We start from the raw sequence: 13,172 nt of genomic DNA, 5'->3' as shown, positions 1-13,172 counted from the left end.
CGTAATCTAAAAGAGCACTAACCCTCTCAAATCTTTAAAGCCACCAACGTTTTAGTAACCCCTTTTTTTAACACCTTGACAACTCTCATCCCCAAAGCGGATGCAAAGGTAATGAAAACTATTTGATTTAATTACTTCTAAATCGAAATAAATTTTAAATCTTTTTTCAGTGTTTCAAAACTTGTCTCCGTTTCATTCAAACGGGTTGCAAATGTAGCAAGCTTATCTTGATCTGACCAAGCTTTTGTGAAAGATTTTTTAAAGTATTTTGTAACTGATTGAAGGCCTAGTTTTTAGGCTCTCGAGGCTTCTTATAAAGAGGCACTGTACTGCATGGCTCTCCATACATTAGGCTTTTTACGATAGGTTTTAATAACCTAGCCACTTCAACGTAGGCAGACTCTGGTACTGGTAAATCGCCACAACCTTTAACTACTACAGGTCGATTTTCGAGTTCAGACAGATCAATTTGACTTAATGCTTCTTTAAACAAGGCAAATTCTAAGGTTTCTAGCGAACCCATAACGACTAGGTTTGCCTTTCCTTCTAGTTTAGTGGTCAACAACATATATGCCCATGTAGGCACAATTGCATCGGCGGTACAAACTAACACTACATTCTTCCCACTGTATTGATTCCAATCATGTGTCTTGACAAAAGCTCTGAAATCTTTTTCTCTGAGAATCATTCCCTGAAAAAGATTATCGGCTATATCGTAAACAACACGTTCACCTTCATGATAGTACGCTTCCAAATCGATAGAAACGATCGGACTATTGGCTACTCTATTAATTATCTCCCCTTCCATAACTATAATAAAGGCTTAGGTACTGTTGCTCTAAATGCTTTCAAATAAAATGGTTCAAAGTAAGCTACATCTTCAAAGTCTTCCGCTAAAAACTTTTTATGCGCCAGCAACCCCACAGCCCATGCTGACGGTGAAATATCTTGCACAAACTTTGCGTTAGCATTTCCGTCCATCAGCGATTGAAACTTATCTGAACCATCACCAAAGAATAACACACTTTTATACTGAAGGGTTTCCGAAAAACTCTGTTCATCTAAAATCATTGGAGCAGTTTCTAGAACTTGATTCAACTCCGCATCAAAAACAGCGGTGTAAACTTCCATCCGGCGCGCATCGATCATTGGTGCGATTAAGTAATTTTCTGTGTTCTGTTCATTTACTTCATAAGCCAACGCAGTTAAGGTAGGAACGGCAATCAATGGCTTATTTAAGGCATAACACAAACCCTTAGCAGTTGACACACCAATTCTTAAACCAGTGTAAGACCCTGGGCCTTTTGAGACCGCGATTGCACTAAAGTCTTTCAAACCAAGACTACACTGCTTGAGCGTATCTTGAATAAGAATTGTCAATAAATTGGAATGAGACTTTTCTAAAAACAGTTTTTGCGTGGCTACAATCTTATCTCCATCAGTAATAGCAATAGAGCATACTGTCGTTGACGTTTCTATACTTAAAATTAAAGGCATTAAGTCTTATTATTTAGATAAGCTGGTACAACTTATCTGCGATTACCACCAAAACAAAGAGCACAAAGATATAACTGATTACTCGATTTGATAATTTCCGGCCGACTATCACACCAAACGGCGATCCAATTATAACACCTAAAGAAATTAGTAAGGCCAATGGCCAAACGATATAGCCAGTGTTCTGATTGGTATAGTCCACCATCGGCGTTTCAAACAAGTTATAAATAGACAGCGTCAGCGAAGTAATAAAGATAACCCCCAAGGATATTGACTTTGCCTTGTGCATAGGCATTTTAAGTCCACTATTTAAAATAGGAATAATTACGGTCCCCCCACCTAAACCTGACAGCGCAGAAACAGAACCGGCAGCGGCGCCTATGCTCCCCAAACCTATAAAGGATGTCTTTTTTTCATATTGCCCACCACTAGGCTTTCTCGTTTGGATAAGTGTTCTGATAGCAATAAACAACATGATGCCTATTACGATCATATTAAACTGATCGCGTTGATATGACGCTGTATTGACGACCAGTAGTAGGACTAGAACGGAACAAACAGCTCCAAACATCCCAATAATGAGCACATCTTTCCAAAAGAACTCCTTCCTTTTCATTAATGCTACATTGCCTGAGAGCGCTGCGAAAGTGGTGCCGAATAAAGAATTTGCTATGGTATATTGAACAATCTCTTCTTGCGGGAAGCCCATGTTTAACAATAGGTAGGGCAAAACAAGGATGTACATCACACCGCCACCTATACCGATAAGCCCTGCTAAGAAACCTCCGGCAAGCCCCATGATTAAGAGTAGCAAAAATTCTTGCATGCAGTGGCTTAGTTACCCTGAAGGACTTTTTGGTAATTCTGAGAATCTGTAAGTACTTCTATTGCTTTAATCACATCGTTATCGTTTTCAAAAGATGCTTCCAATCTCCCTTCATCTAAAAAGTTGCGCGCCACAAATTCGTCTTTTAGGAAAATTTTGATCTCATCTTTATTAGCGTCGAGATCAGACACCAGATCATTTGAAACAGCACCTTCTAATTGGGCAATGAATTCGCTTATTTTTTGATAATCATTTGTTCCTTCAGCTGCTTCTTTAAATCGAGCCACTTCTTCTTGTAATTCGGAGGTATAGATTAACTCCTTATCCGACATCCAGTTCTTGAAGGCTGCATAGAGATCTTCCGTTACTTCGAAATCGACTGCTGCTTCAGGAACTTCTACGCTGCCATTATATTCATTGGCAAATCGAAAAAACAGATCAGATTGTAAAATTGATCTTGTAATCGGAGCCATTTTTCTCATCGGCGTCAGAAAGTCAGGATCAACTCCCCCACCATCATAAACGACTCTACCATTATTAGTTTGAAAGGCTGTTTTCAGCGAATCAGCAATTTTACCAACACTCCCATCTTCGTTTCGGTTACTGTAGTCTATTGCTTGAATGCATCTTCCACTTGGGGTATAATACTTAGCAATGGTAACTTTCATTTGAGAATTATAAGATAAGGGCATTGTTCTTTGAACAAGACCTTTCCCGAACGACTTCCTCCCTATGAGCACCCCTCTGTCATAATCTTGCATTACACCAGCTACAATTTCCGATGCTGAAGCGCTTGAACTATTGACTAAGACCGCCACTGGAATATCGGTATCTGTTGCCACATTAAGTGTTTTATAAGTGGCATTCATCTCTTTCAGCTTACCCTTGGTTGTTACGACAAGTTCACCTTTTTCTATAAATAGGTTGGAAATATTAACAGCTTCTCCTAAAAGACCACCTCCGTTATCACGTAAGTCTATAATGATATGCTCGGCTCCTTCCTTCTTTAATGCTCTCAATGCCGATTTTACTTCACGAGATGCTTTCTCTCGAAATCCTGTAAGCTTTATCAGTCCCACATCTTCGCTTACCATTCCAAAGTAAGGGACATTAGGTAATTCAATTTTTTCTAGCTCTACTTCAATAGTCAAGCTTTCATTGCTACCTCTAATTATCCCCAATTCGATTTTGCTTGATGCCTGCCCTCTCAGATATTCGCTAGCCTTATCATAATCGTTGGCCACATCAATTCCATTGATGGAGATGATTTCATCTCCCCTTATCAAACCGGCGCGATCTGCGGCAAAACCCTTGTTCGGCATTACCACCATAACTTTCTTGTCATACTTTTCGCCAATTACCGCACCAATTCCACCGTATTGACCGGTATTTTCAGTTCTTACATCTTCAATCTGATCTTCCGGATAATAAACCGTATAAGGATCTAACGTGGAGAGCATCGCATCAATCCCCGTTTCCATGATGGTGTTTGGATTAATGTCGTCGACATAATTCGCATTCACCTCTTTATACATGGTGGCGAAAATGTCTAAATTTTTAAGTATTTCGAAGTACTTATCGTTTTGAGGGGCAGTGAACGACCAAAGTAAGAATACAGATACTATTATCGACAGCACATATCTTTTCTTAATACTTGGCTTCCTCATAAACTTATGGATCTTGTGATTCAACTAATTCTTTACTCAAACGAAGAAGTGATTTCTTTAGTTTAGATTCTATAAACTGATAGGGCATTACTTCTTTTCCTGTATAAATATAACCAATCAATACTTTAGAAGAAGTTTCAGAATCAGGTTGAAATGAATGTTTATTTAGGCGGTAGGCTTCTTTGATAAGCCGTTTTATTTTATTTCTAGTTACGGCGAGCTTAAACTTTTTCTTAGAAACCGAAACTAATACCTGATTGGATTCTATCTCTGCCTTCGGGAGATAGATTACTTTGAAGGGGTATAAATAAAAAGAGGAGCCTTCGGTAAAAAGCTCCTGTATTAATTTTTTGCTATGTAGTCTTTCCGACTTAGGGAAAGTAAAGTTCAAATTCTTTGTAGTTAACGCTGACACGAGGTTTAATTTAAGAAAACCTCAGCATGACAGAATTACTTACCGTGATTTCTTTCGTCAGAAACCGTAAGCTTATGTCTTCCTTTAGCTCTACGTCTGGCGATCACGCTTCTACCGTTTGCAGATTCCATTCTAGATCTGAAACCGTGCTTATTTTTTCTCTTTCTCTGCGAAGGTTGGAATGTTCTCTTCATGGTATTTTTATCTTTCTCTCAAAAAGGAATGCAAAGATAGGTAGCTTTTTCATCTTTACCAACGTGAGTGCAAAAATGTTTAGCTTTAATCCTTTCAAGAAGCACTATATGATCTATAATATTTCTTTCGACAAGGCTACAACTCATTTCTTGAATTTCAAGGTGGTGATTAACGCCCAGAAAACCAACCTCTTACTACAACTACCAAACTGGAGACCTGGCAGGTACCAAATTCAAAATTTTGCTAAACGGATTAAAAACTTTCAGGCCACAGACGAAAAAGGCAATTCAATTGAGGTTCAAAAAAAGAGTAAAAGCTCTTGGGAGCTGTCAAACCTACCCGGTGAGGTAACGATAAGCTATCAGTATTTTGCCTTTGCCATGGATGCAGGGAATACTTGGCTTGACGATGAACAGGTTTATATCAATTTTATCAACTGCTGCATTTATGACCCTAGCCAAATGGATGCTGCGTGTGAAGTCATTCTAGATCTACCGAAAAATTATAAGATAGCCTCTGGGCTTAATTCTATTGGCCATGACAGACTCCTTGCCCCTTCCTTCTACCAACTCGTTGATAGCCCCTTATTTGCTAGCGATTCTTTAAGAAAGGTTGTTTATCAATGGGCCAGTACAACCTATAATATCTGGATACAGGGCAACAATCCAAAAAGTGATGAAGAGTTAGTTCAAGACTTCAAAGCGTTTACTAAGAAACAAGTCGAGGTCATGGGAGAATTTCCATGTCCCGAATATCACTTTTTAATCCAATGCCTCCCCTACAAACACTATCACGGTGTTGAACATTGGAATTCAACTGTTATTACAATAGGCCCATCATCGGAATTAGCGGACAGGAAATTATATAAAGAGCTGCTTGGTGTAAGTTCTCACGAACTCTTTCACACTTGGAATGTCATTCGTCTTCGACCAAAAGAAATGACGCCTTATAACTTTCAAACTGAAAACTATCATACCACTGGTTTCGTCACTGAAGGTGTTACTACCTACTATGGCGACCTCTTTCTAGCAAGGTCTGGCGTATTTAGTTTAGATGAATATTTAGGAGAATTAAATAAACTCTTAAAAAGACATTACGAAAATGAAGGTCGAAAGGCTTACTCGGTAGCTGAGTCTTCATTCGATTTGTGGCTAGATGGCTATGAAAAAGGTATTCCTGGAAGAAAAGTCTCTATATACAATGAAGGTGCCCTTGCCGCACTAATTCTAGACCTTACAATTCGCCAAAAATTCAACAATAAAAAATCCTTAGATGATATCATGAGGCTCATGTGGCAGCGACACGGACAAAACATGAGTGGCTACGACTACAACGATTACAAGGCCGCTGCCGAAAGCATTTATGAAGAAGATCTTGATAACTATTTTAAAGAGATCATCTCTGGTAGTGCCCAGTATGAATCTTACCTAGCTAATCTTTTCCAAAAGTTCGGTCTATCATTCAAAAAATGCTTCTCCGAAAAAGTAGAAGAAAGACACTTTGGTTTTAGACTGAATGAAAACATTGTCACTGATATAGCTCCTGAATCCAAAGCTGAAGGACTTTTGAGTATTGGTGATAAAATTCTCAGTATAAATGGCAAGAAAAGCACTCCAATATTACCAGAGTTAACCAAAATAGTCTTGACTATTAATCGTTTTGGACGTGAACTTTCTATAGAAATCAACAGAGACACAAAAGATCATTTTAGCACATTTCAGGTTTCTGTGATTAAATCAATGGTCGCAAAACAACAACAAAACATCACGGCTTGGCTCGAAGAATGTATTGCATAAAAAAAGGCTCCGATTACTCGGAACCCCTTTTTTATAAGTCTAATACTTTAGGTTATCTATTTATCGAATACTGAGGCATCGATTGTACTGTTTATTACAACTTCATCAGAAACAAACTCGAGTGTTACCGGAAGTTGGCCTCCAGATTGAGCAAACCCATGGGCGATTTTAACTCCATTCACATCACGATAGTCAGATAAATCAACCGTACCGGCTGGACCTAATTCAATCCTAACTTTCAAGCCTGACGACACATCATAATACTCGTTTACAGATAGACTACCTAGGTTTATCTCGATTCTATGCGCATCGCTTCCATTGATTTTTGAAGTTCCTTTATACTGGAGCTTGAACCCTATTTTTTCATAAAAGCGCTCACCAAAGAGTGTTCCTTGGTATTTCATTAAATCAAGGAAAGGCCCAGCAGGAGACTGCTTTTGTCCGCCCATTACTAAAAAGGCGCTTCCTGAATTATAAATTTGAAATACCTCACCTTGGCCTGGAATAGTCTGAACATCGGCAAATTTATCTGGACCTTCTTGGTATACCGCTCTGGTTATCTCAAAATTCTGTCCGCCCATTGCTAATTTTGCTGTGCTTTTATTAACAATTGAAGTAACACCATCAACTGCTTCTTTGCCGCCAATTGCATCTATATACTTGTCGAGAATTGTTTGGGGTGAAATATCTGCGACCACCTTTTTAGTTGGGTCTTCTACAGTATTTCCTTCAGCATCGTAATAATTAATCTCGGCAAAGGCTTTCAGTTTCTCGGCGATTTCTTCTGCTTTTCCAACGATGATTACATTGGCTTTTTCGGGCCTAACAAACTTCTTAGCTACACGCTGAATATCATCCAAAGTAACTGCATCTAGTCGCTTCAAATAATTGGCATAGTAATCTTCAGGTAGCTTGTTGATTTCAGTACTAAGCGCAAACTGTGCTGCCGTACCTCTACTCTCCAAAGAACGACCAAAAGACCCTCTTAATGCACTCTTGGCAGCATCAAGCTCTTTTTGAGTTACTTGTTCGTTTCCAATTCGCTCAAGTTCATACATGAATTGAACTAAAGAACTATCGGTTACCTCATTTCTTACGCTTGCCGATGCATTGAATCTTGCACTATATCGACTACTCCCAATATTTGAATAAGCACCATATGTATAACCTTTATCTTCTCTTAAATTCATGAATAATCTTGCAGAGCCACCACCGCCCAGTATGTTATTCATCAAAGAAACGGCAAGTATATCTGGGTTACCTGGCTTATTTTCAATAGGATAAGTAATGCTGATAACAGACTGAACAGATGAAGGTCGGTCAACAAGAGAAATAACAGTTTTTTCAACTGGTTTTGGTGCTACAAACTCTTCTTTTTGGACATCACCTTTCTTCCAATCACCAAAGTATTTTTTTGCCATTTTCTGAGCTTCTTTCTTCGTGATATCTCCTACAATTACGAGGTAAGCGATATTTGGCTTGAAGTATTTGGCATAGTGACTTTTCAAATCATCAATGGAAATGTTCTTTACCGTTTCTTCGGTTACGATTTCACCGTAAGGGTGATCTTTTCCATAATTAACAATTCCACCAAGTTGGCTAGCAATTGTATTCGGATCGTCTTTCGACTGCTTCAAACCAGTAAGCGTTTGCTCTATGGCCCTATCAAACTCTTCTTGTGGAAACGTAGGATTGTAAAGAAGGTCAGTCATAATGCTCAAGACATCATCCTTATACTTAGATAAAGAGAATGCCGACATTGAAGTAGCTCCGGCATTTACCGCTGCCCCCATAAAGTCAATTTCTTCATTCAGTTCATCCTTTGTTTTAGTAGTAGTTCCTGCCTGCATTACTTGGCCAAAAATACTTGCATAACCGCTTTTATCACCTTCGGTAATTGGCCCTGTAATAAAAGACAGGTTCCAACTTAGGGTTGGCAGTTTGTGATTTTCAGCAAGAATTACTGTCAAACCATTTTTCAACGTAAACTTTTCGTAATCTCCAATCTTCAACTCTTTTGCAGGAGCTGGTTCAGGAAGTTTTGTTCTATCTATTTGTGCAGTCGCACCGAAAGCAATCAGTGCAAGTGCTAGTGTCCATATCTTTTTCATTAGTTATTTCCTCCCTCCTTCTTGATTTTAGTATCGCCTGGTTTTTCTTGCTCGGCTTTTGGTCGGTAAGTAAGAATTACCTTATTCTCAGGTACAAAATATTTCTTTGCCACTCGCATAAGGTCTTCTCTAGTTACTTTTCTGTAGCGCTCAATTTCTGTATTGATTAAACCAGCGTCGCCAAAGTAAACTCTGTAATTGGCCAAACTTTCGGCAATTGACTGCACCGATCCATAGCCTGATATGAAATTGTTCTCAATTTGATTTTTTAGCTTTTGGAATTCACGCTCTGGAACAATCTCGTTTTTGATTTGATCCACTAGCTTGTCCATTTCTTTGGAAAGATCAGCTACTTCATAACCTTGGTTTGGTAGTGCAAAGTTGATGAACAGGCCACCGTCTTCAAGTCCTAAAGGAACTACTTGAACACCTAGTGCCATTCTTTTTTCATCTACCAAAACCTTCTGGAAACGTGAACTCTGTCCACCTGAAAGTAATTGTGTTACTAATTGAAGTGCATAATAATCATCCGTTCCTTGTGGTGGCATTCTATACCCTTGCACTACGGCTGGTACTTGAATATTATCAAATACAGTTTCTTCTACTGTACCATCTAATTGGGGAGCTATAATTTTAGGTCTTGGAATTGTCTTAGTGCCTCTTTTGATTTCCGCAAAATAATCGTTGATCATCTTCTTGGTGGCTTCCACATCTATATCTCCAGCAATGGTTAAAGTGGCATTATTAGGCACGTAAAATGTTTCGTAAAAATCTACAAAATCTTGATCTGTAGCAGCGTCAATATCTTCGAAGCTTCCGATTGGCGACCATTCATAATTGGTACCTGCGTAAGCATTCTTCAACATATTTTGAAGTAAAGTACCATAAGGCTGATTATCAACCCCTTGTCTTTTCTCTTCTTTAACCACTTCTTTTTGCGTAGCTATACCAGTAGAGTCGATTTTGGCACTAATCATTCTTTCCGACTCCATGTAAATACCTAACTCTAATTGGTTTGAAGGTAAAGTCTGAAAATAGTAGGTTCTATCTGGAGAAGTATTAGCGTTAAACTGACCTCCGGCTCCTTCAATAATTTTGAAGTACTCGCCTCGGCCGATGTTTGCAGACCCTTCGAACATCAAGTGTTCAAAGAAATGAGCAAAGCCTGTTCTTCCTTCTGGTTCATTCTTAGAGCCAACATGATATAATACTCCAACCGTTACAATTGGGGTAGAATTATCTTGGTGAAGCAGCACGTGCAGACCATTGTCTAATTCGTACTCTTCGTACTCAATATTTTGTGCATATGTCGCGAATGACAACGCACACAACACAAGCAGAAAACTGATTTTCTTGATCATAGTATACTTTGTATGTTTAAAATTCGGTTTCGAAAATAATGGTGCAACAAGTTTCTATAACGCTTTTAATGGTCAACGGAACAACCTGCTGATATGTGGATTGTCACCATTGTGTCATTTCAGCTCATGCAGTATGGCCTGAACTTCATGCCACTTCAAACGCGGTCCGTATTGCGAAACCACCTTTGAACTTGCCAAACTTGCTAACTTCCCTGCCGTTGCAGAAGTCATGCCATTAGTAATTCCATATAGGAAAGCTCCGGCAAACATGTCCCCAGCACCATTAGTATCAACTGCCTTAACAGCATATGGTTCAATATCTATGAAAGTATCTCCATCCCAAATCATAGCACCATTGCTACCAAGTGTAATACAGAATCTTTTGGCTTCGCTTTTTAGGGCTTCACGCGCTGCACCAAGGTTGTCTTTTCCAGTAAAGGCCATTGCTTCGTCTTCGTTACAAAAAAGCAAGTCTACAGAAGCACCAATTACCTCAACAAACTTCTCTTTGAAAAACTGCACAATGGAAGGGTCTGAGAGTGTAATTGCCGTTTTTATATTATTATCTTCAGCAATTTTCTTGGCCTTTTTCATGGCCTCTACTCCACTTTCAGAAGTAGTAAGGTAGCCTTCTAGGTATAGGTATTGAGAATCTTTTATAGATGCTTCATCAATTTCATTCACCGATAAATTAGATGTCGCACCAAGGAAAGTATTCATAGTTCTATCAGCATCAGAAGTAATCATAACCAGGCACTTTCCGGTTATTCCCTCTTCTCGATCGGCATTGTCAAGGTTTGTATCAACGCCAGCATCATTCATATCCTTCAGATAAAAATCGCCATATTCATCATTAGCTACTTTACAAGAGTAGAATGATTTGCCGCCGAATTGGCTTATCGCAATCACTGAATTTGCCGCTGAACCTCCTGATTTTCTATTCAAATCGTCATGCTCAATCGCACCTATTAGTCTAAACTGCGTATCTTCGTCAACAAGGGTCATTAGACCTTTTTGTACTTTATGATCATATAAAAACTGATCTGATACTTTAAACTCAAGATCAACTAAGGCATTACCAATGCCATAAACGTCATACTTCTTGCTCATACTTTTGGGGATTATAATATAGGGGCTCTCTGAAACTCTTTTGTCTCATCAAACAACTTACGATAAGTGATATGTGTTTTTAATAATTTTCCTCCGATCTGCTCTACAACTCGGATCATTTTTGGGTTAAAATCTCCAATCCAATTCATCTCAATATCAGTATACTGAAATCCTTTTTTCCAAGCGAGTTTCTTCACGTATGAAACCACAAGCCCACCTTCTACACCTTTCTTCTGGTGATCTGGAGTAACACCAAATACAATACCTAGCCCTTTATTGCAAGCACCAGTTTTTAGCAAATAGAGGAATTTGAGTTTACTCAAAAGATTCCACTTTCCATTAAGGTGCTTATAAAGTTGATTCAGCTCTGGAATTGAAATAAAGAAAGCCACCGGCTCTCCTTTATAAAAGGCAAACCATACCAGCCTTACATCTGCAATTGGTTTCAGCTTGGTAAAGGTAGACTTAGCTTGTTGCTCTGTCATTGGCTTTACACCACTATGCCCTGCCCAAGCTTTGTTATAGACCTGTCGAAAATATTCATGGGCTATTTTGAATTCTTTTTTGGTGATATGACGAAATTCGTAATCAGGATTTTCCAATGTACTCTGCGCCCTTTCATAGAAACGAGGGGTAAAATCCACCTCACTACCCATAGGGCGCTGATAAGTGAACTGCTTGAAAAACTCCTTGAAACCATAGGCCTCGAACAACTTTTGGTAATATGGAAAGTTGTAAGGCATCTGATAATTAGGTTCATAGTAGCCATCTACTAAAAGACCCCACCAGTTATTTCTATCTCCAAAATTTATGGGGCCATCTACTGCCTCCATACCTCGCTCTTCTAACCAGGCTTTGCAGGTATCAAAAAGCAAAAATGCTGCTTCCTGATCGTTGACACACTCAAAAAAGCCCATTCCTCCAGTTGGTTGGTCGTAGCTTTTGGCTGTTTTCTGGTTGATAAAAGCTGCCACTCTACCAATAGACTTATTATTATCGTCTACCAGAATCCAGCGAATAGCCTCGCCATTTCTAAAGTTCTTGTTTTTTGAAGGATCAAAGACAGCTTCAATATCTTTATCTAATGGACGTATCCAATTCTTTTCTTCAGCATAGAGTTTTACCGCTACTTGAAGAAACTCTTTTTGGGTGTATTTATCTTGGACTTGGAGAACGCGCATCAGCAAATTGGAAAGCCAAAAATAAAGACTTATCGACAACTATGAAATATGAGGGTCATTAATGATTCAGCACAAGGCAGATTACAAGCCCTTTGCTCTATTTGGGTAATCCGTTATTATACCGTCTACACCGATATCAACCAATCGCTTCATGGTTTTCAAATCGTTCACGGTCCAAGGAATTACTTTCATTCCTTTTTCGTGACAAAGCGCTATCGATTTTTTGGAGAGCAATCGGTAGTTAGGGCTGTAGACATTAGGAATAAATCCCAAAGTTTTTAAGTTTGACTCTACGCCCTTGGTGTTTTCAATTAAGGCAACTAAAGTCACCCCTGGGTAAAATTCATGCATGTGCTTTAACACCCTAAAATCGAAGCTCTGGATAGTAAAGCGTTTTTCTGAAAGCATTCCGGCAGTAACTGCATAGACCAACTTGGAGAATTCATTTACGTCAGGATGATAAACTTCATCGCCACTCTCCGAGCTTTTAATCTCTACATTATATCCTAGTTTCGGCAAGTTGTTATCGGTCAAATATTTTTCAACTGTTTGAATAAGATCGCTAAGCAATGGTTTCACCACCGCCATTTTCTCTTGTGCTGGAAAACGGCTATTTCCCCTACTACCACAATCGAAGCTACTTACCTCTTGATAGGTCATTTCGTAAATATTGAAAGACTTGCTTTCTGATGACTTAACCGGCGTACCATCTGGCTTGCTACAAATACCGGAAGACATATAAGGCTCATGGGACACCACTACTTTTTTGTCTTTCGTGATTACCACATCAAGTTCTAAAGTGGTTACTCCTTCATCGATCGCTCTGAGAAAAGCCGGGATAGTATTTTCAGGCATCAAACCCCGTGCACCCCTGTGACCTTGAATATCTACGGACTGGCCATGTATGAGCAATGAGGAACATAACAAACTGAGAATGGATAGTAACTTCATCTTTTAGCTTTTTTGCAAATTAATAAATATGCTTTCCATTCACCTATTCACTCAAGGCATCA

The 13,172-nt window shown here is 39.0% G+C and carries 12 protein-coding genes; 1 reads left to right on the top strand and 11 read right to left on the bottom strand.

Annotation, left to right across the window (positions count from 1 at the left end):
* Positions 1–286: 286 nt before the first annotated feature.
* Genes JXQ92_RS04600 through rpmH form a run of 6 tightly spaced genes read right to left on the bottom strand, consistent with a single transcriptional unit; the run spans position 287 to position 4,599 of the window.
* Positions 287–808, bottom strand: a complete 522-nt coding sequence (locus tag JXQ92_RS04600) for a DUF2480 family protein (protein WP_421985413.1) — start codon at positions 806–808, stop codon at positions 287–289.
* Positions 809–810: 2 nt separating this feature from the next.
* Positions 811–1,497, bottom strand: a complete 687-nt coding sequence (gene tsaB / locus JXQ92_RS04595; RefSeq protein ID WP_421985412.1) for a tRNA (adenosine(37)-N6)-threonylcarbamoyltransferase complex dimerization subunit type 1 TsaB — start codon at positions 1,495–1,497, stop codon at positions 811–813.
* 13 nt (positions 1,498–1,510) lie between these two features.
* Entirely contained in the window at positions 1,511–2,323 is an 813-nt protein-coding gene (locus tag JXQ92_RS04590; protein WP_421985411.1) for a sulfite exporter TauE/SafE family protein, read from the bottom strand.
* A gap of 8 nt (positions 2,324–2,331) precedes the next feature.
* Complete coding sequence (locus JXQ92_RS04585) at positions 2,332–3,990, bottom strand: S41 family peptidase (protein ID WP_421985410.1); 1,659 nt, start codon at positions 3,988–3,990, stop codon at positions 2,332–2,334.
* Positions 3,991–3,994: 4 nt separating this feature from the next.
* A complete protein-coding gene (gene rnpA, locus JXQ92_RS04580; RefSeq protein ID WP_421985409.1) occupies positions 3,995–4,405 on the bottom strand; it encodes a ribonuclease P protein component in 411 nt (136 codons plus the stop codon).
* A gap of 35 nt (positions 4,406–4,440) precedes the next feature.
* Positions 4,441–4,599: a 50S ribosomal protein L34 gene (gene rpmH, locus JXQ92_RS04575; protein ID WP_069833505.1), complete on the bottom strand. Its 159-nt coding sequence runs from the start codon at positions 4,597–4,599 to the stop codon at positions 4,441–4,443.
* Positions 4,600–4,707: 108 nt separating this feature from the next.
* Here rpmH and JXQ92_RS04570 point away from each other — a divergent pair, with 108 nt between their 5' ends.
* Positions 4,708–6,396, top strand: coding sequence for a M61 family metallopeptidase (locus JXQ92_RS04570; protein WP_421985408.1), 1,689 nt, complete (start codon positions 4,708–4,710; stop codon positions 6,394–6,396).
* Between the two features lie 56 nt (positions 6,397–6,452).
* On the opposite strand, the gene JXQ92_RS04565 is transcribed toward JXQ92_RS04570, so the two are convergent.
* From JXQ92_RS04565 to JXQ92_RS04545, 5 genes are all read right to left on the bottom strand, one after another.
* The gene (locus JXQ92_RS04565) at positions 6,453–8,507 is read right to left on the bottom strand and encodes a M16 family metallopeptidase (RefSeq protein WP_421985407.1); all 2,055 of its coding nucleotides are present in this window, start codon (positions 8,505–8,507) and stop codon (positions 6,453–6,455) included.
* Positions 8,507–9,868 (bottom strand): M16 family metallopeptidase, encoded by a 1,362-nt coding sequence (locus JXQ92_RS04560; RefSeq protein WP_421985406.1) that lies wholly within the window; start codon positions 9,866–9,868, stop codon positions 8,507–8,509. Before JXQ92_RS04560 ends, JXQ92_RS04565 begins: the two co-directional genes overlap by 1 nt.
* Positions 9,869–9,982: 114 nt before the next feature.
* Positions 9,983–10,978 carry an adenosine kinase gene (locus JXQ92_RS04555; RefSeq protein ID WP_421985405.1) on the bottom strand — a complete coding sequence of 332 codons (996 nt, stop codon included), beginning with the start codon at positions 10,976–10,978 and terminating at the stop codon, positions 9,983–9,985.
* An 11-nt stretch (positions 10,979–10,989) separates the two neighbouring features.
* The gene (locus JXQ92_RS04550) at positions 10,990–12,159 is read right to left on the bottom strand and encodes a hypothetical protein (protein ID WP_421985404.1); all 1,170 of its coding nucleotides are present in this window, start codon (positions 12,157–12,159) and stop codon (positions 10,990–10,992) included.
* 81 nt (positions 12,160–12,240) lie between these two features.
* The gene (locus JXQ92_RS04545; RefSeq protein ID WP_421985403.1) at positions 12,241–13,110 is read right to left on the bottom strand and encodes a glycerophosphodiester phosphodiesterase family protein; all 870 of its coding nucleotides are present in this window, start codon (positions 13,108–13,110) and stop codon (positions 12,241–12,243) included.
* Positions 13,111–13,172: the final 62 nt, after the last annotated feature.

This window comes from Roseivirga sp., assembly GCF_049099775.1.
Taxonomy (GTDB): domain Bacteria; phylum Bacteroidota; class Bacteroidia; order Cytophagales; family Cyclobacteriaceae; genus Roseivirga.
The sequence above is the reverse complement of the archived record's forward strand: the minus strand, read 5'-3'. Positions and strand labels throughout refer to the sequence as shown.